We start from the raw sequence: 21,353 nt of genomic DNA on the forward strand, positions 1-21,353 counted from the left end.
TCGTGCTAGGCTCCAGAGCATTCGACGGGGGCGCTTCAAGTGGTTGATTCGGTTACTGAACAGGTCATTCAGCTCGAGCAGCGGGTCGATCGGCTCATGCGGCTGTGCGATCAGTTGCGCGATGAAAACCGGGTATTGCTTAACGCCCAGGAATCACTGAATGCCGAGCGGGCCGCGCTACTCGATAAGAACGAGACCGCGCGGGCGCGGCTAGAGGCAATGATCAGCCGTCTGAAAGCCCTGGAGCAGAGCTGATGAGTGAGCCTGTCAAAGTCCACATCCTCGATCGCGAATTCATGGTGGCAGCGCCACCCGAAGAACGTGATGGCCTGCTCGCCTCGGCCCGGCAGCTCGATGCGCGTATGCGGGAAATCCGGGATGCCGGCAAGATCGTGGGCATTGATCGCATCGCCATCATGGCCGCGCTCAACCTGACCCACGAACTCCTCGAGGCGCAGCAAACCGTGGCGGGCAGTGGTGAGGTGCAGGGTCGGCTTGAGCAACTGGATCAGACCATCAGCGACTATCTCGACAGTGTCGACATCCCCGCAGAATTGCGGCGCTGATCACAGCCCGCCTGCGAAAGCGCTGGACGTGTCACGGTGCGGTATGCAGACTGTTCTAAGGTTACCTGCGGCGTTCGATGACGGGCATTTTGCATTCTTGACCCTACAATCATGCGCCTCAGGGGAGACGTTGGTAGTGGTGCTGGTGTGCACGTCCGCCTCTGGCGGAAAGCCTAAGGCATCACTCGCCCTCCCCGACCTGAACCAGAGGGTTCAAGGGCGTTGTCCGAACGGCGCTGTGGGTAACCGCTATTCATTCGCTCTGTCATGACGCGCGAACCGCGCGATCCCGCCACGGCCGCCCACAAACAAGCCCTGCGTCAGTCGCTGCGGGCCGCCCGCCGAGCTGTGCGCGGCCGTGCGGCAGCGCAGGCCGCCGCCGCTCTCACCTGGCGTGTTCAACACCTGCCTATCTGGCAACGCGCGCGCGTGGTGGGCCTGTTCCTCTCCGGCGATGGCGAGATCGAGACAACCGCGCTCATTCACGCCGCCCATCAGGCAGGCAAGCACGTCGCCCTGCCGGTTATCCGGCCACCGCGGGGTCAGCGTGGACGGCGGGCCGTCCTTCAGCAGGGGGCGTTGGTGTTTCGTGACTACCAACCCGGCGATGCCCTCCGTCCGGGGTGGCTTGGCATTCCCGAACCCATCCGGACACACCGGCGGGTCATTCCACTCAATACACTCGATCTGCTGTTGATGCCACTGGTCGGGTTCGATGACCAGGGTCATCGCCTGGGCATGGGCGGTGGCTTCTACGACCGCACATTGGCGGCGCGGACCCGGTTTCGCCGCCCGCGTCTGGTGGGCATTGCCCATGCCTGCCAGCAAGTGTCCGCGCTGCCTTCAGAGCCCTGGGATCAGCCGCTTGAGGCCTGTGTCACGGACCAGCGCACGCTCACGTGGTAGGCTGTCTCCCTAATTCAGCGTAGAAACACGGAGTTGGGCGGGGCGATGGCATACTGGCTGATGAAATCCGAACCGGATGTCTACGGGATCGATCATCTGGCCGCCGAGCCTGATGGCGTTGAGCACTGGGATGGCATTCGTAACTATCAGGTCCGGAACATGTTTCGGGACCAGTTCCGCATCGGCGACCAGGCGTTTTTCTATCACTCCAACACCAAGGTGCCGGGCATTGTTGGGGTCATGGAGGTCGTCAGTGAGGCCTATCCCGATCACACCGCCTTCGAACCCGGCAAGTACTACGACCCCAAAAGCGACCCGGACAATCCCCGCTGGCTCATGGTGGATGTCCGCTACCTGCGCCATACCCGCCGGGTGATCACGCTCGCGGAACTCAAAGCCGATCCCGCACTCTCAGATATGGCCCTTGTGCGCCGCGGCAATCGCCTGTCCGTGATGCCGGTCACCAATGACCAATGGGCCCATATTCTCGAGATGGAGAAGCGGGATGCCGAATAAAGACAACACACCGGCGCGCCGCAGTCACCCGCTGAGCGCGCTGATCGACGCCATTCCTTTAACAGCGCTAATCGCCATCCTGGCACTGTGGTGGCTGGGCTGGCCAGGCATTGCCAATAGCGACGGCGAGACCCCACCCCTTGTGCCGGTGACAGCGAGCAGCGCCGCGCAGCTGGAGCGCACCTTCGAGCGTGCCGATTACGGCTGGCCGACACAGCAGGTACCACCCCTCACCTTGCAGGCCTTTCCGGCGGATCTCTCGAGTGTTGATGCGGATTTGCGTAAGTCGCTGTTCTTTCGTTCTGTATTGCCCATCGTGCTCGCTGAAAATGAGCGGATCCGTGATCAGCGCCAGCAGCTTTTCCAGGCCTTAGGCGAGGGGCTACCAGCCCAGCGGCGCATCAACATCATCAGCGATCTGGCCGAGGAATATGGCGTTGAGGGCGAGCCACTCGAGCCAGCAACCTGGCAGGCGCTAAAAAAACGGGTGAACACCGTGCCCGTGGCGCTGGCGCTGGCGCAGGCTGCCAAGGAGAGCGGCTGGGGAACGTCCCGGTTCGCCCTCGAAGGCAACAACCTCTTTGGTGAGTGGACGTGGAAAGCGCGACTCGGGCTCGTTCCCGAAGACCGGGCCGAGGGAGCGAGCCATTATGTCCGGGTCTTCGATAACCTGCGTCATTCCGTGCGCAGTTACCTGAACAACCTGAACAGTCATGATGCCTATGGCCAGTTCCGCACGTTGCGAGCACAGGCTGGCGATTCCGGACAAGCGATGTCACCCGAGCTGATGACCGCCGGGCTCGAGAACTATTCAGAGCGGGGCTGGGCTTATGTCGAGGACATCCGCTTGATGATCCAGAGCGAACGGCTTACCGAGGTGGCCGCTGGCGCGGAGTTGACGCTCGATCCCTCGCAGGTCGCGCTGCGCTGAGCCGCTCGGCAAACGATGCTTAGGCAAGCGGCTTGATGAACACCTTCGAGCCGCGAGCCAGGTTGTAGAAGGACTGGCGTGAGACGGGCAGGTCATCCACCGTCCCGGGCTCAAACCCCTGCTCCTGAAACCAGTGTGCCGTGCGGGTTGTGAGGACGCAGAGGGTCTGATGGCCCGCTGCCTGAGCCGTCTGCTCGAGGCGCTGCAGCAGCGTCGCGCCACGATGCCCGCCGCGATAATCCGGATGGACCACCAGGCAGGCCAATTCCGCGACGCTGCTGTCCGGGATGGAATGCAAAGCCGCGCAACCAACGACCGTGCCCTCGCGATCCATCACCATGAAATCCTCGATCTGATTCTCGAGCCGTTCGCGAGTGCGCTCGACCAACGTGCCGTCGCGCTCGAGCGGCGCAATCAATGACAGGATCCCGCCGATGTCATCCACCCGGGCGGTACGCAGTTGCTCGAATACCCGCGGCGCAACCAGCGTGCCGATGCCATCCCGGGTGAAGAGCTCACCCAGGATGGCCTCGTCCTCGCCGCGCGGCAGCAGGTGCGCCCGCGGCACACCACTGCGGCACGCCTCCACTGCCCGCTCAAGCTGATCAGCCACCGGCGGGCGCTCTGTCTCGACGCCCGCAAGCCAGGCCGTGGCCTCCTCAATGGTGAGCTCGGCGATAAGGGCTTTGTGGGTGTCCATTACCCCTTCGCCCTCGTGCAGCATAATGAGCTTGTCGGCCTGAAGCGCCCGGGCGACGGCAACCGCCACATCTTCAGCGTACAAATTGAACTGCTCACCGGTAGGAGAGACGCCGAGCGGACTCACCTGAGCAATGGCGCCCTCATCCAATCGTGCCACGATGGCCTCAGCGTCTACCCGCCGAACCTCTCCGGTGTGCTGGTAGTCAACCCCGTCACGGACACCCAACGGTCGGGCGGTGACAAAGTTGCCGGAGGCGAGCTGCAGGCGCAAACCGGCCATCGGGGAGTTGGCAAGGCCCATGGAGAACAGCGCCTCGAGCTCGAGGCGCACGCACCCCACCGCATCCTGGACGCAGCGCAGTGCCTCGCCATCGGTCACTCGCAGGCCGTTTACGTAGCGGATCTCTGCGCCACGCTCATGGAGGCGCTGCTCGATCTGCGGACGGGCACCTGGCACAAGGACAAGGCGCACGCCAAGCCCACTCAACAGCGCCAGATCGTGGATCAGCCCAGCCCGCGTCTCACCAGAGAGCGCCTCGCCTCCGAAACTGACCACAAAGGTCTTGTCACGGTGCGCGTGAATGTAGGGGGTACTGTGCCGAAACCATTGCACGAGTCGGGTGAGTTCGTCGCTCATCAGAAAGCCTACAGGTCGCCCCAACTACCGCCACGCCGGCGCCAGCGAATACGCGTGAGCCCGATGCCAAGCAACATGCCCGCGACGATCACGCCTGCACCGGCAATGAACCAGTCACGCCGGCCGCGATCGGTGATGCGCTCATTTTCTCGGCCGAGGTCCTGAACTTGGCGCTCCAAATCAACAACTTCCTTACGCAGAGCCTGGTTCTCATCAGCGAGCTCCAGGCCCTCGCCGGCCTCCTGCAAACGCTGTCGCATGCGCGTGTTGACCTCATCGAGCTCAGCGCGCGTAGCGCGGAGTTCCTCAAGCCGGGTCTTGGCGTCATCAAGGGCCTCGCTCAGCTCGCGATTCTCCTGGCGGAGCGCCGCAGCTTCTTCAGTGGCCGCGGCCAATTGCTCCGCCGCACCGGGCTCTGATTGCAGGTAGACATTCCGCACCCACCCCTCATCGCCGAAAGCACGCACCCGCGTCCAGGTTTCGCTGCGCTCCAGGACTTCCAGCTCCGAACCGGAGCGCAGCAACCGGACAATCCGATAATCGTTCCCCTGGCCACTGCGCAACGTGATCTCAAGCTCATCCGTGACGTAGGCCGTGGTCTGCGCGGACGCGAGGTTTTGGACACCCACACTTCCGATCACCCCGGCCAATAAAACGGCCCCAACCGCGCCTGCTAAACGCTGCACCAATGAACTCCCTGAATAACAACCACTTTCGCGCTATTTCGGCAGTCTAGCGGAAGCCCCTGATTGTGGACACCCACGTTTCGAAGAAACCGCAGTCCAAGGCAAACCGTGGGTGTCCAGTCTCTCAGGATTGCTGCAGAATGCCGGCCATGTTGCGTTATCCGGACATTGACCCGATCGCTCTCTCACTCGGTCCACTGGATATTTACTGGTACGGGGTGATGTATGGCGTGGGCTTCGGGCTCGCCTGGTGGCTCGGCCGGTTGCGGGCACGGCGTGCCGATACGCCCATCGCTGCGGTGCAAATGGACGACCTTCTGCTCTATGGCGCCATCGGCGTCATTGTCGGCGGCCGGATGGGTTATGCGCTTTTCTACAGCGAGGGACAGCTACTCGCTGATCCGCTGTCGATCCTGCGCGTCTGGGAAGGGGGCATGGCATTCCATGGGGGTTTGTTGGGCGTCATTCTGGCCATGTGGCTCTACGCCAAACGCCATCAAATCCGCCCGTTAGCGCTCGGCGACTTCATCGCCCCGCTGATCCCGCCAGGGCTTGCCGCCGGGCGGTTGGGCAACTTCATCAACGGTGAGCTCTGGGGTGCGCCCACACAACTGCCCTGGGGCATGGTCTTCCCGCCGCTGGGGCCAGAGCCGCGCCATCCCTCACAGCTCTATCAGCTGGCGCTGGAAGGCGTTGTCCTTTTTGTCGTGGTCTGGTGGTTTTCACGTCGGCCCCGGCCGGCGGGTGCCGTTACCGGGCTGTTCCTCACAGGCTATGGCGTAGCCCGCTTCCTGGTGGAGTTCGTACGTCTCCCAGACCCCCACATCGGCTACTTGGCGGGGGGCTGGCTCACCATGGGTCAGGCGCTCTCCGCCCCGATGATCATCGCGGGCGCCATCCTCATGACCTGGGCCCTGCGCCGACCGACAGCCTAACGCGACAACCGAGCCAGACCAGCGCCAGTACAGGACACCCACCAACAGATCGGATAGGATTCGTGGGTGTCCAGTATTGGGCATCCATGTTTCTTTCAAAACTGACCAATCATCGACTTCAGGAACCCGACGCGACCATGCGCCAGTATCTCGAGCTTCTGCAGCATGTCCGCCATCACGGCGTAGAGAAATCCGACCGCACCGGCACCGGCACGCTTTCGACCTTTGGCTGGCAGATGCGTTTTGATCTGGCCGAGGGCTTCCCGGTGGTAACCACCAAGAAGCTGCATCTACGCTCGATCATTCACGAGCTGCTTTGGTTCCTCGCTGGCGATAGCAACATCCGTTATCTCAAGGACAACGGCGTGCGCATCTGGGACGAATGGGCCGATGAGAACGGCGATCTCGGACCCATTTACGGGGTGCAATGGCGCTCATGGCCCACACCCAACGGCGGTCATATCGATCAGATCAGCCAGGTGCTTGAGCAGATCCGTACTCGACCAGATTCTCGGCGGCACATCGTGACCGCCTGGAATCCGGCGGACATCGACCGCATGGGCTTGCCGCCCTGCCATGTGATGTTTCAGTTCTACGTGGCCGACGGAAAACTCTCCTGCCAGCTCTATCAGCGTAGCGCCGATATTTTCCTGGGTGTCCCGTTTAACATCGCCTCCTATGCATTGCTGACGCATATGGTCGCGCAAGTCACTGGCCTTGCACCCGGGCACTTCATCCACACGCTCGGCGATGCGCATCTGTACCTCAACCATCTCGAGCAGGCGGACACCCAACTCGCGCGCGAGCCACTGGCCTTGCCCGAGCTCTCCCTCAATCCAGCGGTGGACGACCTGTTCGCCTTCCGGTTTGAGGACATTACCCTGACCGGGTATGAGGCCCATCCGCACATCGCCGCCCCCGTGGCGGTCTGAACTCTAGGCAAAGGAGCGGTTATGGACACCCACAAACCCCGCATCACCTTCGTGGTGGCGATGGCGGATAACCGAGTGATCGGGCGGGATAACGATTTGCCGTGGCGGCTACCGGATGACATGCGCCATTTCGTGGCGCTCACTCGGGGCAAGCCTATTGTGATGGGTCGCAAGAATTACGCGTCGATCGGCCGGCCCTTGCCGAAGCGGCTCAACATTGTGATGACGCGGGATCCGAACTGGCAGGCCGAGGGCTGCGAGGTGGTGCACAGCGCGGAGGCCGCGCTGGCGGCGGCCGGCGATGCTGAAGAGATTGCCATTATTGGCGGGGCGGATATCTACCGGGCGTTCTTACCCATGGCGGATCGCATCGAGCTCACCCGCGTGCGCACGGAAATCGCCGGCGATACGTTTTTTCCGGTTTTCGAGGGACCCGCGTGGCGCTGCACGCAGACAACCCATCACCCGGCGGACGCCGAGCATGCCTATGCCATGGATTTTGAGACCTGGGAGCGCCAGCCAAGCGCTAACTAGCGCTTCATCGCCTGGAAGAACTCGTTGTTCGTCTTCGTATCCTTGAGCTTGTCGAGCAAGAACTCGATGGCCGCCAGTTCGTCCATTGGATGCAACAGCTTGCGCAGGATCCAGACTTTCTGGAGCTCATCCGGCGTCATCAATAGCTCCTCCCGGCGCGTGCCCGAGCGATTGATGTTCATGGCGGGATAGATCCGCTTCTCCGCCACCCGGCGATCGAGATGGACCTCCATGTTGCCGGTGCCCTTGAACTCCTCGTAGATCACGTCATCCATCCGCGAGCCAGTCTCGACCAGCGACGTCGCAATGATCGTGAGGCTGCCGCCTTCCTCGATGTTCCGCGCGGCGCCAAAGAAGCGCTTCGGCCGATGCAGGGCATTGGCGTCCACACCGCCGGTGAGCACCTTGCCGGAGCTCGGCACAACGGTGTTGTAGGCCCGCGCGAGCCGGGTGATCGAGTCGAGCATGATCACGACGTCGCGCTTGTGCTCCACCAGCCGTTTGGCCTTTTCGATCACCATCTCGGCCACCTGGACATGGCGGTTGGCCGGCTCATCGAAGGTGGATGAAACCACCTCGCCGCGCACCGTTCGCTCCATCTCCGTGACCTCCTCCGGGCGCTCGTCGATGAGCAGCACGATGACGTAGGTCTCGGGGTTATTGGCGGTAATGGACTGGGCAATGTTCTGCAGCAGCATCGTCTTACCGGCTTTGGGTGGCGAGACGATCAGCGCGCGCTGGCCTTTGCCGATGGGGGCGGAGAGATCGATCACCCGGGCGGTGAGATCCTCGGTGGAGCCGTTACCGCGTTCCAGCGTCAGCCGCTCTTTCGGGAATAGCGGCGTGAGGTTCTCGAAAAGGACCTTGTGCTTGGCCGCTTCCGGTGCCTCGTAGTTGATCTCATCCACCTTGAGCAGGGCGAAGTAGCGCTCGCTCTCTTTGGGTGGCCGAATCTTGCCAGAGATCGTATCACCCGTGCGCAGGCTGAAGCGGCGGATCTGACTGGGCGAGACGTAGATGTCGTCGGGCCCGGCCATGTAGGAGCTGGTCGCTGAGCGCAGAAAGCCAAAGCCATCCTGCAGGATCTCGAGAACGCCATCGCCCCAGATGTCCTCGCCTTTTTTGGCGTGGGCCTTGAGTAGCGCAAAGATCACATCCTGCTTGCGCGAGCGGGCCATGTTCTCGATACCGAGGGACTGCGCGAGCTCGACAAGCTCGGCGGCGGGTTTTTGCTTGAGTTCGGTGAGGTTCATTATCGCTTTTGGGCCGCCCGACGAGACGGCCTTGACTCTGGTGGGATAGGGGAATGCCCCGGGATGGTTTTTCTACAGGTTACTGTCGAGGAACGCAGACAACTGCGCCTTGGACAGGGCACCAACTTTGGTGGCCTCAACGCTGCCGTTCTTGAACAGCATGAGCGTGGGAATTCCACGAATGCCAAACTTGGGCGGCGTTTCGGGATTCTCGTCAATATTCAGCTTGGCGATCTTGAGCTGACCTTCATAGCTGCCGGCCACCTCTTCGAGGATCGGCGCAATCATTTTGCAAGGCCCGCACCACTCGGCCCAATAGTCCACCAGGACGGGCTGATCGGCATTGAGTACTTCTGAATCGAAATCGGCGTCGGAGACGTGGACGATATTGTCGCTCACGAAGAAAACCTCCAGGAAACGTGCATGTTGATTAATCGAAATTGATGGGTTGCGCTGATCGGCCGCGCAGCCTGAACTTGAAATGGGGCTAACTGGGGGATGCGCCCTTTCGGGCACGATGGGCGGAGAGTAGCCCTCGGCTTTGAGCATGTCAACTGAATCCGATGACCGGTATATTACGGCTTTTCATTAAAAGGCCGAAGGGCCGCTGGCGGGAAGATTGCACACATCATGGACGAAACGCTGGACACACTCGCTGAAGCAGCCGTCAAAATAGCCGAAGCGGCCGGTCGCGAGATTCTCTCCATCTACGCCGCGGATTTTGATGTTGAAACGAAAGCTGACGACTCGCCATTGACCGCAGCAGATCGTGCCGCGCACACACGCATCAACGACGCGCTGACATCAAAAACCCCCGACATCCCGGTTATATCCGAAGAAGGCGGCATCCCCGATGCCGACATCCGGCGCCAGTGGACGCGCTACTGGTTGGTCGATCCCCTCGATGGCACCCGCGAATTCGTCAAACGCAATGGCGAATTCACCGTCAACATCGCCCTGATCGACCATGGCCGCCCCGTGATTGGCGTTGTCCACGCGCCGGTGCTCTCGCGCACGTATGTGGGTGTCCAGTCTTTGCAAAGCGCGAGGGCCGAGCGGCGGGATACCAACGGAACCACGCCGCTGGCGACGCGGGCGGTCCCTGACGGTGCTCCCATGACGCTGGTGGTGAGCCGCTCCCATCGCAGCCCCGCCGTGGATGCCCTGGTCGAGCGCCTCCCCGACTACGAAACGACCTCCATGGGCAGTTCGCTCAAGTTCTGTCTGGTGGCTGAGGGCAGCGCAGACGCGTATCCGCGTTTCGGGCCGACATCGGAATGGGATAGTGGCGCGGCGCAGTGCATCGTCGAAGCGGCGGGTGGCGCCGTTATCCGCACCGATGGCTCACCGCTTCGCTACAACACCAAGGCCTCCACGCTGAACCCGGATTTTCTCGCCCTGGGTGATCCGAACTGGCCTTGGGCCGAGCATCTCGCCGGGTTTCCCCTCGAAGAGCGCTGAGGCTCGGCTGGCGGCCAAAAACCGCTTCACTTCATCAGGACATACTCCCCGGGCGCATCGGCGGTCGGGACATACCCAGCCTCGGGCGCTCCCATCGCTGGCGGTGCGACGGGCTCGCTCGAGCGATCGGCGAGCCACTGTTGCCAGGCTGGCCACCAGGAACCTTCGTGGGTGTCCAGTTCCTGCTCAAAGCGCTCCGCGGGATAGGCGGTGCCCAGTGGCTCGAAGTCGGCGATCTGGTAGTGGCGACGTGGGTGTCCAGGCTCGCTGACGATGCCGGCGTTGTGGCCGCCTCGGGTCAGCAGGAAGGTCACTGGCGTGCGGGCGAGGCGCACGATTTTGTAGACCGACCGCCACGGCGCGATATGGTCTTTCTGGGTGGCCACCGAAAAAATCGGTGCATTGATGTCGCCGACGGCGACGGGGTGGCCATCGATAACGTAGCGCCCCTCCACCAGATCGTTGTGCAGGAACAGATCACGCAGGTACTCGCTGTGCATGCGGTACGGCAGGCGGGTGGCATCCGCGTTCCAGGCCATTAAATCGAACAGGCCCTCGCGCTCGCCCATCAGGTAGTGGCGTACAAGCCGTGACCAGACAAGATCCTGAGAGCGCAGGAGCTGGAACGCGCCGGCCATCTCGTCACGCCCCAGATAGCCCCGCGCCCACATGACATCTTCCAGGAAGGAGACCTGCGACTCGTCAATAAACAGGTCCAGTTCACCCGGCTCGGTGAAATCCGTCTGCGCGGCAAGCATTGAGATCGTGGCAAAACTGTCATCGCCCTCTCGGGCCATGGCCGCTGCCGCCAGCGTCAGCAGCGTCCCGCCCAGGCAATAGCCCACGCCGTGGACCTTCTGATCAGGCACGATGGTTTTCACCGCGCTCAGCGCGTCATTGACACCCAGGCGCCGGTAATCGGCCATGCCGCGCTCCCGATCCGCTGGCCCCGGGTTTTTCCACGACACCATGAACACGGTGTGGCCCTGGCCCACGAGGTACTCGACCAGGGACCGGCCCGGACGCAGATCAAGGATGTAGTACTTCATGATCCACGCCGGAACAATCAGCACCGGTTCCGGGTGCACTGTCTCAGTCGTGGGGGAGTACTGGATGAGTTCCATTAGTGCATTGCGGTGGACGACCTTGCCGGGCGTGAGCGCCAGGTCTTCACCGACCTGAAAGGCCTCACTGCCTTTTTCGGGATGACCACCGACTTCGCGCTCAAGATCCTCGACCGCGTTCGATGCCCCACGAACCAGGTTCCAACCATTCTCCTGCAAGGTGCGCTCGAGGACTTCGGGGTTCGTGGGCAGAAAGTTCGATGGCGAGAACACATCCAGCATTTGCCGGACGCTGAAGTTCACGACCTCTTCATGATGCGGATCAACGCCGGGTACGCCGGTCGTCGCCACATGCCACCACTGCTGCTGGAGCAAAAAGCCCTGATGGATGAGCGAAAAGGGCCACTGCTGCCAGGCCGCTGCGTCAAACCGCTGGTCATCGGCGAGGGGTTCGATGCAGCGGCCCTGGTCGTCACCACTCAGGCAATGCCCGGCGTAACCCGCCAGCCGCAGACTTTTGCGCATCGCCTTCTCGGCCAGGGCCGTCTGGCGACCCGGATTGGTGGCCAAATGCGCTGCCCAGTCGAAAAACGCCAGCTGCAGCGCGGTGGGTGACATCCCGCCCGTCAGCCGACCCATGCCGGCGTGGAGCAGCCGGTCAAACGGTGTGTCCTCGCTGACCTGCTCTGCGAATGCGTGCTGGACGCGCGTCATATGGCCTCCTGGAAAGTGGGTGTCCTGTCTTGTCGGATGGTGTCATCCGGCACAGGTTCCAGAGACGGTGCGCGTTATCCCTCCCGCAGCAGGCGCATGGGGGAGACCCGGTAGTAGCGACGCGCGCCCAGCGATCCGGCCGCCCAGACGGTCAGCAACCCAACCAGCGCACCGATCACAAGGGTCAGCGGCCGGAAGGGGTAATCGAGACTGAACAGGACTTCGGCGATCACCACGCCCGCCCCCGTTGCGGTCAGGCCGGCCAGGCCGCCAGCAATGGCACCGATGATCCAGAACTCCAGGCGCGCCATGCGTCGAATGCGCGCGCCACTCGCCCCCAGCGCCCGAAGGACCGCGCTCTCGAAGCGGCGCTCCTCGCCCGTGATCTGCAATGCCGCCAATAGCACGAGAACGCCGGCCGCCAGCGTCAGCAATGCCATCAACTCCACCACGGACGATCCCTGATCGATAATCGTCCGCACAATGCGCAGCACACTGGTGACATCAATGGGCGTGACACTCGGGTAGGCGCGAATAAGATCGGTCAGCACCGCCCGGTCCGCATCGGCCAGGTAAAAACTGGTCAGCCAGGTGCGTGGCAGCTCATCAAACGTCCCCGGCGAGGCCAGGACGAAGAAGTTGACGTTAAAGCTCTCCCAGCGCACGTCCCGCAGGCTCGTCACCTCAGCGGTGACCTGATTACCGCCTGAGGAAAACGTCAGCGTGTCGCCGAGCTCAATGCCGATCTCATCAGCAAAGTCGGTCTCGACCGAGAGCTGCGGTGGGACATCGGCACCGTCCCCCCACCACTCGCCGGCGATGATCCGGTTGTCATCCTGCAGGGTGGATGCCCAGGACAGGTTGAACTCCCGCTGCGCCAGACGCCGGGCCTGTGGGCTGTCATAGTCCTCCGCAGCGACGCGCTCGCCATCCAGTTCGGTCATCCGCGCCCGGACCATGGGATAGAACGTGGTGTCGATATCCGCCTCAGTGAGGGTATTGCGCACCCCGTCCACTTCATCGGACTGGATGTTGATCAGGAACTGATTCGGGGCATCCGGCGGGATCTCCGCTTCCCAGGCGGTGAGCAGGTCATTGCGCACCACGGCCAGCAAAAAGAGGCTCATGAGTCCCACGCCCACCGCCACGATCTGGATGATCGCGGTGACTGGCCGGCGGGTGAAGCCGGTCAACCAGAGCAGGCGCGATTGCCCACCCCGGCGAGACCAGGCCCGGGCGCCGTACACCACGGCGGCGGCCACCCCGGCAAGCACCGCCAGTGTGCCGGCGACGGCACCAAACACACTCAGCGTGACCCGCACATCACCCGCTTGCCAGGCCATTAAGCCAAGGATGACCACCGCTGCCATCAGCAATGGCGTGCCCGCCCGCAACAGCCCGCTCCCCAGGTCCTGGCGCAATACGCGCATGGGTGGCGCATCGCGCAAGCGAACCACGGTTGGCAGCGCAAAACCGAGCAGGGCGGCGCCAGCCGTCAACCAGCCAGTGGCAAGGGGTTGCCAGCTGGGCGGAGGTAGCTCGGTGTCGAGCAATTCCGCCACCAAGGCGAGCATGCCCAGATGCAGCCCATAGCCCAGCGCAGCGCCAATGGCGCCAGCGAAAAGGCCCAGCCAGACGAGCTTGCCCATGAAAAGCCGCAGCACCTGGGCTCGGGTTGCGCCAATGGCCCGCATGACGGCCACGCCCGTGAGCTGGCGCTCAGCGTAATGACGCACGGTGAGCAGCACCGCCACGCCCGCCACAATGACCGTCAAAAGCGCCGCCAGACCAAGAAACCGTTTGGCTTGGCCGATAATCTCGCTCGCGCCGCGGCCCTGCTCACCCGGGGTCTCGATCTCAACGGCGTTGCCATGCTCGGCGACCAACGCGTCAGTGAATGACTGGATGGCCGCACGCGGGCCGGCAAGCAGTAGCTTATGCCGGGCGCGGCTGCCCTCACCCAGCAGCTCGGTGGATTCCAGATCGGCCCGGTTGAACATCACCCGCGGTGCGAAACTGCCAAAGCCCTGACCACGATCCGGCTCAAAACTGATCAGCCGATCCACTTCAACCTCGGCGGATCCAAGCGCTAGGGTGTCCCCGATCTCGAGATTCAGCAGCCCAAGCAGGCGCGACTCAACCCAGGCGGTGCCGGGTTCGGGCACCCCCCCGGGGTCAGTCTCCGCTGCACCAGGCGCTGATTTGACCAACAATTCACCGCGCAGGGGATAGCCTTCGTCAACGGCTTTGGCCGACACCAGGCGGTTGTCGGTTTCGGCCACCACCACCGTGGGGAAGGTCACGATCAACGCCGTCTCAAGCCCCGCGGCCTCAGCCCGTTCACGCCACGCCGATGGAATGGGCTCTGGCGATTCCACCGCGCGGTCGGCGGCGAGCAAATCGGCGGCACGGGACTCCGTCGCGCCCGCCACGCGGTCGGCCAGCCAGGCCACGCCCGTGACGGCGGCCACCGCAACGATCACCGCCAGGGCGAGCAGGCGCAGTTCGCCCCCCCGCCAGTCGCGGTAGAGCAGGCGCAGTGAGAGCATCAGGCAGCGTCCTTCGAAAGCCGCCCATCGCGCAGATAGCGAATGTGGGCACAGCGCGAAGCCACCGCATGGTCGTGCGTCACCAGGATCAGCGTGGTGCCGTGGTCGCGGTTGAGTTCAAAGAGTAGATCCACAATCTGCTCGCCCGTGCGGTGATCCAGGTTGCCGGTGGGCTCATCAGCGAAGAGGATTTGTGGCTCGCTGATAAAGGCTCGGGCGAGCGCCACGCGCTGCTGCTCGCCACCAGAGAGCTGGGCCGGGTAGTGCGCCACGCGGTCAGCGAGGCCCACTCGGCGCAGGGCCTCAACCGCTCGACTGCGGGCGTCGGCAGCGCCTGCGAGCTCGGCAGGGAGCATCACGTTCTCCAGCGCGGTCAAACCCGGGAGCAAGTGAAAGGCTTGGAACACAAAGCCGACACGGCCGGCCCGCAACGCCGCACGCTCGTCCTCATCGAGCGTGGTCAAATCGTGGGTGTCCATGATCACTGTCCCGGCGGTGGGCAAATCGAGGCCGGCGAGCAGGCCGAGCAGGGTGGACTTGCCCGAGCCCGAGGTCCCGAGAATGGCCAGAGAGTCACCCGCCTGGATGCTAAGATCGAGGTTCTCGAACAGGCTGATCCGGCCCTCAGGGGCATCAAATCGCATCGCAAGGGCGCGTGTCTCAAGGATCGCCGCCTCACTGGAGGATGAATCGTTCATGGAATCCCTCTTTGCATCGGAATGTGCCGGCCTGCGCCGCCGTCTCCTGGCCTTTTGTCTGATCGCGTTGTTGTGCGGATCGGGTGCAGCCGCAGCCAGCGCCTCATCACCCACCGTCGTGGTCCTCGGCGACAGCCTCTCGGCGGCCTACAACATGGCCACCGACGACGGCTGGGTCGCTCTCCTCTCGGAGCGCCTGGACGATGACGCCACCGTCATCAACGCCGCCATCAGCGGCGAAACCACCGCTGGCGCGGTCTCACGCCTGCCCGCATTACTGGACACCCACCAACCGGATGTCGTGATCATTGCGCTCGGGGGTAACGACGGGCTGCGGGGTTACTCCCTCGGCGATGTCCGGGCCAATCTGGTGGATATGATAACCGCTTCACACACCGCCGGCGCGGCGGTTGTGCTCGCGGGCGTGCGGCTGCCCTCCAATTATGGCAGCGCATTCATCGAACGGTTCCTGGGTGTTTATGAAGACGTGGCCAAGGAATACGACGTTGCCTTTGTGCCGCGCATTCTGGACGGGGTCGCCGAAGATGAAACGCTGATGCAGGCCGACGGCATTCATCCCAACGAAGCGGCGCAGCCACGGATCCTCGAGAACATTTGGACGGCGCTGCGACCGCTCCTCGAAGGGGGCGGCGCTACCGCCGAGCGAGACTGACACCCGACGGATCAGCCCGCGCGCACCGGCCCCTCGGCGATGGCCCCTTGTAACGCCTCGGGTAGGCGGACTGCCATGGTCATGGGCAAATGATCGGACAGCGGTGCGTCGAGCACCTCTGCGGAATCTACGGTGAGGCTGGGTGAAACCAGGATGTGATCAATGTTCCGGGCCGGTCGCCAGCTGGGGTATGTCGGCAGATCATGCAGCGGCTCGCGTAGGCCTGTCTCGGCGCAGAGAAAGGCCAGCTCGGGGCTGCGGGAATGGCAATTGAGATCTCCCATCACGATCACATGATCACTGTCGGCGATTTGCTCGGCCACATAGGCGAGCTGATTGAGCCGGGCCCGCTGGCTCAAGGCCAGATGCAAGAGCACCACGACCAACTCGGCCTGCGCAGGGCCAAAGCGCAGCATCAAGGCCCCACGGCCTGGAATGCGGCCGGGTAGACGATGTTCGATCACGGCTCGGGCCTGCAACCGGCTCAGCAGGCCATTACTGTGCTGCGCCAGCCGACCGAGCGGGCGATTGGTCTGGTGATACCAGTGCGGGAAGGCCGCGGTCTCGGCAAGAAATGCAGTCTGGTCGACAAACCCACTGCGCAGGCTACCGGCATCAAGCTCCTGCAGGCCCACCAGATCAAAGCGACTGATCAACTCGGCGATGCGCCGCAGGTTAGGCACCCGTCCTGCATCCGGCAGCACATGACGCCAGCCCCGAGTGAAGTACTGATGGTAATACCGCGTCTCGATGCCGACCTGGATGTTGAAGCTCATCAACCGCAGCGTGGCAGGGAGCGTCGGCGCCGGGCCCTGTGTCGGGTTCAATGACACCAACTAGCGGCTGGATTCCTCAGCCACGAGCTGCTCAGCCACATCGAGCATGCCCGCCTGGCCACCGGCAGCGCGCACATCGATCAAATAGCGCCCGGCAACACCCACCGCCGGCGTGCCCGGTACGCCATAGGCACTGACCATGCGCTCAGCCCGACGTGCACTGGCATCCACTTCAAAAGACGCTAGCGCATCGAGGACCGCCTGTTCGCTCACCTCGGCAATCTCGGCATAAAACGCCGCCACATCGTCGGCATCACTGAACTGCCGGCCTTGTTCGTGGATCGCCTCGAACGTCGCCGTGTGCGTTGTGCCCAGAATATCCAGCGCCTCAGCAGCGTAGTACGCCCGCGCCAGCAGCGCCCAGCTATCCCGCCCGAACGTCACCGGGGTGTGCACGACATCAATGCGATCACCCATTGACTCAGCCCAGGCCGACAAACGCGGCTCAAAGTCATGACAATGGGGACAGCCGTAGGAGAAGAACTCCCGGACTTCGACCGCCCCGCCCCCAGTGCTCTGCGGGGAATCGAGTTCGCGATACGGCTGATCCTGCGCCAACACGGGCCCCGCAACGCCGCACAGCGCCAGCAGGCCAGCTACCAGAATCCAATTCAGTCGATGCATCAACACACGCCTTCCATTCTTCGATACCTGCACTAGAGTTCACCGTAGGAGTGCAGACCCGACAGGAACATGTTCACACCCAAAAATGCGAACGTCGTGACAAACAATCCGACAATCGCCCACCACGCCATCGGCTTGCCCCGCAGACCTTTGGTGAAACGCAAGTGGAGCCAGGCCGCGTAGTTCAACCACACGATCAGCGCCCAGCTCTCCTTGGGATCCCATGACCAGTAGGCGCCCCACGCCTCGGCGGCCCAGAGTGCACCCAGTACCGTGGCGACCGTAAAAAACGCAAAACCCAGGGCAATGGCGCGATAGCTGACGTCATCGATCTGCTTCAGCGTGGGCAGGCGCTCAGCCCAGGGACTGTCATCGGCCACCCGCGCCCGGATTAGATAGGCCACACCCAGCATGGCGGCGATGGCAAAACAGCCATAACCGATGAAATTGGTGGGGACGTGTATCTTCATCCAGTAGCTGTTGAGCGCGGGCACCAGCGGCTCGATCTGGTAGGCCTGGCGATCAAAGTGATACCAGAGCAAAAACGCGACTGACGCCGAAATGACGAGCAACACGAAAAACCCCATGGACCGGGCCTTGTAGGCCTGCTCGTAATAGAGGTAGATCAGCGCGGTAATCACCGCGAACAGGACAAACACCTCGTAGAGGTTGCTGACCGGGATATAGCCGATGGCCCCGTCATAGAGATGGGTCTCGTGCCAACGGACAAGCAGGCCGATCAGACCCGCCCCCGCCGCTATCCAGGTCAGACGGGAGGCCACCCGCGCCGTGAAGTCATTACCCGATACCAGCGCGACCCCATAGGTCAGCGTTGCCGCCGGGAAAAGCGCGCTCATCCACATGATCGCCGATTGGCTGGAGAGCAAATACTTCAAGAAAAAGTCGGACTGGGCAGCCGCCAACTCGGGGTAACGGGCAATCGCAAACAGGCTCGCCGTGCACACCAGCCCCATGTAGAGCCGTGAGCCATGCCAGTGCCATCCCATGCCGATCATAAAGCCGGCGGTGAAGAAGGTGATCACCACTTCGTAGACGTTCATCGCGTCCCAGAGCACGACGTAAGTCGCGATGGTGGCGACCACCATCAGGGCAGCCCAGACCCAGTCTCCTGGCGTCAGCCGCTGTACCAACGACGGCCGACGCATGGTCCGAAGCATGTCTTCGCGTGAGGCCACCATGGCGCTTATCCTCTGTCGTTCGGGGCGTGCTCGCCGCCCTGGCCCAGATGCTGGTCGACGGTGTCGGCCAGATCCTCGAATTCTTGCTCAAATTGCTCTGGCCGGCGCTGGTTCGCACCCCCCACAAGCAACTGATGCTGCCCGTCCTCTCCTGGCGTAATCATCGCCCAAACCCGACGTTGAGAGACATAAAAGAGCATGAAAATGCCCAAAATCAACAGCCCAGAGCCAGCGTAGACCACATTTTTGCCCGGCGCATGCGTGATCTGCAGCCCGGTGGCCTGACGGTGCTCGAAGTGATCCAGACTGAACAACATCGGCGCGCCGTAATCCGCCGTTGCTGACACGGCATTCATGGCATCTTCAAAAAACGCCCGCTGGTCCGCGTCCGTCCGAACCGCGGCGAGTGCCACGCCGTCGCGCTCCGCCACCACATCGCGGTAGACCTCAAACAGGGTGCGCTGAAGCACCGAGCGGGAGAACGCCAGCAGCATGTCGGGCCGATTCGCTCCCATCACGCGCTCCTCGAGCTGAGCGTTGACCGCGGCGAACCCGCCATCGAGCAACGTGCCCATCATGTCATGGGCCGTACCCGCCACGCGTTGACCCATGTCACGACTGCCCACACCCATCTGCGTGAGTAACGCATCGGCGGCGCGCTGCGCAGCGCGGTCTACCCGGCTGCGGTCATGCAGTGCCTGATGGAAGGCCAAAAAGGTGTCCATCGAGGCCTGTTCGTCAGCGGGGATGTGGAGGTACTGGAAGCGCTCACTGCCACTGGGGCGCATCCCGTGGAGGTAGTACCAGCGCCCGTCAATCTCCACCGGTGCCATGTAGTTATGAAACTCGCGGGCCTGGCCGGCCTCATCGCGCAGCGTGTAGTTAAAGGACGGGCCGATGTTGGTGAATTCATCCCGACTGCCGGTACGCTCCACCGCGCGGGGATCAGTTCGATTCACATTGAAGAGCTGGAAATCCTCGAGCTCGAGCGTTTGCTCCAGGCGTCCAAGCTGTAATTGCAGGTTCTCGAACACCCGAGCGGTAATGTCCATGGTCTGCCCGGAACCATCGAGCGGATGGCCCGACAGGTGCAGCCGCGTCCCCCCGTCGTTAAAGCTCGCCTGGTAGATCGTGTGACCCCGATGGGTCAGCGGATGGTTAACCGAAATCGTCTCGCGGATCGGCTCATCGAGTGTCGGGTCGTGAATCACGAGATCACTCTCGTAGGCGCGCGGCATGCCGTTGGGATAGTGGTCGATTCGAAAGTCCTCAACAAAGATTTCGAACGGCAGCTCCTGGACGACATAGCCATCCCGCACCTGAAGAAAGGCGACGCCACTGTTCGATTCTTCCGGAATCGTCACATTCCCGCGAAACGAGCCGCTCTCCGGCTCAAGCCAGCTACGACCCGGTACCTGAGAAACGGGCAAATCGCGCGTCTCAACCGCGAGATCACCGGTCATCTCGCGAATCTTGAGCATGATGTTGCCATCCACCAGCGCACCAACGGCGATGACCACCACGGCGACATGGGTTAGCACGTAACCCATGCGCGTGGCCCGGCCCTTCATGCCGGCGATGACCGTCGCATCACCCCGGGTCTCGACACGGGTTCGAAAGCCGTGGGCATGGAAGGCGGTTTCGGCGACGGCCGCCATCTGGGCGGGTGCCTCTGCGCACCGCCAGCGGCGATGCTGACTCAGTGCCATTAACGACTGCTCGCGCACATGCGTGCGGTAACGGGTGATTTCCCGCCACACACTGGGCATGTGGCGCGTGACGCAGACACCGGTGGACAGCACGAGAAAGCCCATGATGGCCAGGAACCACCATGCTGAGTAAACGTCGTACAGGTTCAGGGTACGGAAGACCTCGAACCAGAAGGGCCCGAACTGGATCAAATACTCGTTGTAGGCCTGATTCTGAGGGAGCACCGTGCCAATGACCGAGCTGATGCTCACCACGACCAGCAGGCTGATCGCCAGGTTCATCGACCCCAGGAACTCGAGCCATATCGCCCCGAGGCCCTTACGACGCTGCGCGCGGGGCCGGGTCGGAGTGGAAGCTACGCTGGCAGCGGTCTCAGCCATGGTTCCGGTGTCGTGATCACTCTCGGTTAGGGGGTTACCCCGTCAGGGTAACCTGAACACAGCCATTAATCGACCACCATTGAGCAAAGAAATTCTTGCGCAACGTCAACGCAAGGCGTCGGCGTGGCGGGACGGAGACCCGACGCCAGCGCTGACCTATTCGGCGGCGATGTCCTTGGGGTAGAGACCGCGAACGTAGTTGGCGACAGCCTGGATTTCTTCATCCGTGAGGTTTGAGGCGATGTCGTTCATGACACCAGCCTGGCCGTAACCGGCGCGCTCTCCGGAGCGATACAGACCGAGCTGATCCGTGGTGTACTGAACTTTCTGCCCGCTCAGGCGCGGGTAACCGCTGCCGGGCACGCCAAGGCCTGCTGGGCCGTGACAGCTCACGCAGGCCGGCACCCCTTTCTCGGCAATACCGCCCATGTAAATGCTACGCCCCGTAGCGAGCAATTCCTCCGGCGTCTCGCCAACCTCGGGCTCGAGGCCCTCGAAGTAGACCGCAAGATCCGCCATGGTCTGCTTGTCCAATCCAGCGGCCTGCCCCAGCATCAGCGCATTTTCGCGCTCACCGGATTTGTAGTACTGAAGATGCTCATAAATGTAGTCGGCGTGCTGGCCCGCCAGGTTGGGCCACTCCCCATTATTGCTGTTGCCCTTCGCGCCATGGCATGCCGCACAGGCCGCGGCCGATTCCTCGCCACGCATGGGGTCCGCGTTGTCCAGTTGGGCAACAGCGGAGAAGCTGATGAAGCTAAGCAGAATCAGGGCAGCGATCTTGGGGGTCATGTAACAAAACTCTCGAGTACAATCCTGTGATTTATACCAACGGGCCCGTAAGGGG

The 21,353-nt window shown here is 62.7% G+C and carries 22 protein-coding genes and 1 other RNA gene; 11 read left to right on the top strand and 12 right to left on the bottom strand.

What is annotated here, in order from left to right:
* Window positions 1-39: 39 nt before the first annotated feature.
* From SPISAL_RS08330 to SPISAL_RS08350, 6 genes are all read left to right on the top strand, one after another.
* On the top strand, window positions 40-255 hold the full coding sequence (locus SPISAL_RS08330) for a TIGR02449 family protein (RefSeq protein ID WP_016354034.1): 216 nt from the start codon (window positions 40-42) through the stop codon (window positions 253-255).
* Window positions 255-566, top strand: coding sequence for a cell division protein ZapA (locus SPISAL_RS08335; protein WP_016354035.1), 312 nt, complete (start codon window positions 255-257; stop codon window positions 564-566). Before SPISAL_RS08330 ends, SPISAL_RS08335 begins: the two co-directional genes overlap by 1 nt.
* 59 nt (window positions 567-625) lie before the next feature.
* Window positions 626-815, top strand: a non-coding RNA gene (gene ssrS, locus SPISAL_RS08855) — 6S RNA.
* An 18-nt stretch (window positions 816-833) separates the two neighbouring features.
* Window positions 834-1,472, top strand: coding sequence for a 5-formyltetrahydrofolate cyclo-ligase (locus tag SPISAL_RS08340; protein WP_016354036.1), 639 nt, complete (start codon window positions 834-836; stop codon window positions 1,470-1,472).
* 45 nt (window positions 1,473-1,517) lie between these two features.
* Complete coding sequence (locus SPISAL_RS08345) at window positions 1,518-1,988, top strand: EVE domain-containing protein (protein ID WP_016354037.1); 471 nt, start codon at window positions 1,518-1,520, stop codon at window positions 1,986-1,988.
* Window positions 1,978-2,919, top strand: a complete 942-nt coding sequence (locus SPISAL_RS08350; protein ID WP_016354038.1) for a glucosaminidase domain-containing protein — start codon at window positions 1,978-1,980, stop codon at window positions 2,917-2,919. The genes SPISAL_RS08345 and SPISAL_RS08350 overlap by 11 nt, the downstream gene beginning before the upstream one ends.
* 19 nt (window positions 2,920-2,938) lie before the next feature.
* On the opposite strand, the gene argA is transcribed toward SPISAL_RS08350, so the two are convergent.
* Window positions 2,939-4,258, bottom strand: a complete 1,320-nt coding sequence (gene argA, locus SPISAL_RS08355) for an amino-acid N-acetyltransferase (protein ID WP_016354039.1) — start codon at window positions 4,256-4,258, stop codon at window positions 2,939-2,941.
* An 8-nt stretch (window positions 4,259-4,266) separates the two neighbouring features.
* Window positions 4,267-4,944, bottom strand: coding sequence for a TIGR04211 family SH3 domain-containing protein (locus SPISAL_RS08725; RefSeq protein ID WP_016354040.1), 678 nt, complete (start codon window positions 4,942-4,944; stop codon window positions 4,267-4,269).
* Window positions 4,945-5,093: 149 nt separating this feature from the next.
* Here SPISAL_RS08725 and lgt point away from each other — a divergent pair, with 149 nt between their 5' ends.
* The 3 genes from lgt (at window position 5,094) to SPISAL_RS08375 (ending at window position 7,345) form a co-directional block, all read left to right on the top strand.
* Window positions 5,094-5,879 carry a prolipoprotein diacylglyceryl transferase gene (gene lgt, locus SPISAL_RS08365; protein ID WP_041389938.1) on the top strand — a complete coding sequence of 262 codons (786 nt, stop codon included), beginning with the start codon at window positions 5,094-5,096 and terminating at the stop codon, window positions 5,877-5,879.
* A gap of 137 nt (window positions 5,880-6,016) precedes the next feature.
* The gene (locus tag SPISAL_RS08370; RefSeq protein ID WP_016354042.1) at window positions 6,017-6,811 is read left to right on the top strand and encodes a thymidylate synthase; all 795 of its coding nucleotides are present in this window, start codon (window positions 6,017-6,019) and stop codon (window positions 6,809-6,811) included.
* A 21-nt stretch (window positions 6,812-6,832) separates the two neighbouring features.
* Window positions 6,833-7,345 (top strand): dihydrofolate reductase, encoded by a 513-nt coding sequence (locus tag SPISAL_RS08375; RefSeq protein WP_016354043.1) that lies wholly within the window; start codon window positions 6,833-6,835, stop codon window positions 7,343-7,345.
* On the opposite strand, the gene rho is transcribed toward SPISAL_RS08375, so the two are convergent.
* On the bottom strand, window positions 7,342-8,598 hold the full coding sequence (gene rho, locus SPISAL_RS08380; RefSeq protein WP_016354044.1) for a transcription termination factor Rho: 1,257 nt from the start codon (window positions 8,596-8,598) through the stop codon (window positions 7,342-7,344). The genes SPISAL_RS08375 and rho overlap by 4 nt on opposite strands.
* A 72-nt stretch (window positions 8,599-8,670) precedes the next feature.
* Window positions 8,671-8,997: a thioredoxin TrxA gene (trxA, locus tag SPISAL_RS08385; protein ID WP_016354045.1), complete on the bottom strand. Its 327-nt coding sequence runs from the start codon at window positions 8,995-8,997 to the stop codon at window positions 8,671-8,673.
* A gap of 231 nt (window positions 8,998-9,228) precedes the next feature.
* Here trxA and cysQ point away from each other — a divergent pair, with 231 nt between their 5' ends.
* The gene (gene cysQ, locus SPISAL_RS08390) at window positions 9,229-10,059 is read left to right on the top strand and encodes a 3'(2'),5'-bisphosphate nucleotidase CysQ (RefSeq protein WP_016354046.1); all 831 of its coding nucleotides are present in this window, start codon (window positions 9,229-9,231) and stop codon (window positions 10,057-10,059) included.
* A gap of 26 nt (window positions 10,060-10,085) precedes the next feature.
* Here cysQ and SPISAL_RS08395 read toward each other — a convergent pair whose 3' ends face one another.
* The 3 genes from SPISAL_RS08395 to SPISAL_RS08405 form a co-directional block, all read right to left on the bottom strand.
* Window positions 10,086-11,837, bottom strand: coding sequence for a PHA/PHB synthase family protein (locus SPISAL_RS08395; protein WP_016354047.1), 1,752 nt, complete (start codon window positions 11,835-11,837; stop codon window positions 10,086-10,088).
* Between the two features lie 74 nt (window positions 11,838-11,911).
* The gene (locus SPISAL_RS08400; RefSeq protein WP_016354048.1) at window positions 11,912-14,386 is read right to left on the bottom strand and encodes an ABC transporter permease; all 2,475 of its coding nucleotides are present in this window, start codon (window positions 14,384-14,386) and stop codon (window positions 11,912-11,914) included.
* The gene (locus SPISAL_RS08405; RefSeq protein ID WP_016354049.1) at window positions 14,386-15,084 is read right to left on the bottom strand and encodes an ABC transporter ATP-binding protein; all 699 of its coding nucleotides are present in this window, start codon (window positions 15,082-15,084) and stop codon (window positions 14,386-14,388) included. The genes SPISAL_RS08400 and SPISAL_RS08405 overlap by 1 nt, the downstream gene beginning before the upstream one ends.
* On the opposite strand from SPISAL_RS08405, the gene SPISAL_RS08410 reads away from it, so the two are divergent.
* Window positions 15,083-15,757, top strand: a complete 675-nt coding sequence (locus SPISAL_RS08410) for an arylesterase (RefSeq protein ID WP_016354050.1) — start codon at window positions 15,083-15,085, stop codon at window positions 15,755-15,757. The genes SPISAL_RS08405 and SPISAL_RS08410 overlap by 2 nt on opposite strands.
* A gap of 11 nt (window positions 15,758-15,768) precedes the next feature.
* On the opposite strand, the gene SPISAL_RS08910 is transcribed toward SPISAL_RS08410, so the two are convergent.
* From SPISAL_RS08910 to SPISAL_RS08435, 5 genes are all read right to left on the bottom strand, one after another.
* Window positions 15,769-16,590, bottom strand: coding sequence for an endonuclease/exonuclease/phosphatase family protein (locus tag SPISAL_RS08910; RefSeq protein ID WP_425423127.1), 822 nt, complete (start codon window positions 16,588-16,590; stop codon window positions 15,769-15,771).
* Between the two features lie 3 nt (window positions 16,591-16,593).
* Window positions 16,594-17,217 carry a thiol:disulfide interchange protein DsbA/DsbL gene (locus tag SPISAL_RS08915; RefSeq protein ID WP_016354052.1) on the bottom strand — a complete coding sequence of 208 codons (624 nt, stop codon included), beginning with the start codon at window positions 17,215-17,217 and terminating at the stop codon, window positions 16,594-16,596.
* 32 nt (window positions 17,218-17,249) lie between these two features.
* On the bottom strand, window positions 17,250-18,416 hold the full coding sequence (gene ccsB, locus SPISAL_RS08425; RefSeq protein ID WP_016354053.1) for a c-type cytochrome biogenesis protein CcsB: 1,167 nt from the start codon (window positions 18,414-18,416) through the stop codon (window positions 17,250-17,252).
* Between the two features lie 5 nt (window positions 18,417-18,421).
* Window positions 18,422-20,506, bottom strand: coding sequence for a cytochrome c biogenesis protein ResB (locus tag SPISAL_RS08430; RefSeq protein WP_081633242.1), 2,085 nt, complete (start codon window positions 20,504-20,506; stop codon window positions 18,422-18,424).
* 156 nt (window positions 20,507-20,662) lie between these two features.
* Window positions 20,663-21,298, bottom strand: a complete 636-nt coding sequence (locus SPISAL_RS08435) for a c-type cytochrome (RefSeq protein ID WP_016354055.1) — start codon at window positions 21,296-21,298, stop codon at window positions 20,663-20,665.
* Window positions 21,299-21,353: the final 55 nt, after the last annotated feature.

This window comes from Spiribacter salinus M19-40, assembly GCF_000319575.2.
Taxonomy (GTDB): Bacteria; Pseudomonadota; Gammaproteobacteria; order Nitrococcales; family Nitrococcaceae; genus Spiribacter; species Spiribacter salinus.

Bases quoted from the DNA above. Each gene is read 5' to 3' on its own strand.
- SPISAL_RS08430 (WP_081633242.1), bottom strand. From the start codon at position 20,506: ATGGCTGAGACCGCTGCCAGCGTAGCTTCCACTCCGACCCGGCCCCGC.
- SPISAL_RS08350 (WP_016354038.1), top strand. From the start codon at position 1,978: ATGCCGAATAAAGACAACACACCGGCGCGCCGCAGTCACCCGCTGAGC.
- argA (WP_016354039.1), bottom strand. From the start codon at position 4,258: ATGAGCGACGAACTCACCCGACTCGTGCAATGGTTTCGGCACAGTACC.
- SPISAL_RS08400 (WP_016354048.1), bottom strand. From the start codon at position 14,386: ATGCTCTCACTGCGCCTGCTCTACCGCGACTGGCGGGGGGGCGAACTG.
- ccsB (WP_016354053.1), bottom strand. From the start codon at position 18,416: ATGGTGGCCTCACGCGAAGACATGCTTCGGACCATGCGTCGGCCGTCG.
- rho (WP_016354044.1), bottom strand. From the start codon at position 8,598: ATGAACCTCACCGAACTCAAGCAAAAACCCGCCGCCGAGCTTGTCGAG.
- SPISAL_RS08345 (WP_016354037.1), top strand. From the start codon at position 1,518: ATGGCATACTGGCTGATGAAATCCGAACCGGATGTCTACGGGATCGAT.
- lgt (WP_041389938.1), top strand. From the start codon at position 5,094: ATGTTGCGTTATCCGGACATTGACCCGATCGCTCTCTCACTCGGTCCA.
- SPISAL_RS08405 (WP_016354049.1), bottom strand. From the start codon at position 15,084: ATGAACGATTCATCCTCCAGTGAGGCGGCGATCCTTGAGACACGCGCC.
- SPISAL_RS08375 (WP_016354043.1), top strand. From the start codon at position 6,833: ATGGACACCCACAAACCCCGCATCACCTTCGTGGTGGCGATGGCGGAT.
- cysQ (WP_016354046.1), top strand. From the start codon at position 9,229: ATGGACGAAACGCTGGACACACTCGCTGAAGCAGCCGTCAAAATAGCC.
- SPISAL_RS08340 (WP_016354036.1), top strand. From the start codon at position 834: ATGACGCGCGAACCGCGCGATCCCGCCACGGCCGCCCACAAACAAGCC.
- SPISAL_RS08435 (WP_016354055.1), bottom strand. From the start codon at position 21,298: ATGACCCCCAAGATCGCTGCCCTGATTCTGCTTAGCTTCATCAGCTTC.
- SPISAL_RS08915 (WP_016354052.1), bottom strand. From the start codon at position 17,217: ATGCATCGACTGAATTGGATTCTGGTAGCTGGCCTGCTGGCGCTGTGC.
- SPISAL_RS08410 (WP_016354050.1), top strand. From the start codon at position 15,083: ATGGAATCCCTCTTTGCATCGGAATGTGCCGGCCTGCGCCGCCGTCTC.
- SPISAL_RS08370 (WP_016354042.1), top strand. From the start codon at position 6,017: ATGCGCCAGTATCTCGAGCTTCTGCAGCATGTCCGCCATCACGGCGTA.
- SPISAL_RS08335 (WP_016354035.1), top strand. From the start codon at position 255: ATGAGTGAGCCTGTCAAAGTCCACATCCTCGATCGCGAATTCATGGTG.
- SPISAL_RS08395 (WP_016354047.1), bottom strand. From the start codon at position 11,837: ATGACGCGCGTCCAGCACGCATTCGCAGAGCAGGTCAGCGAGGACACA.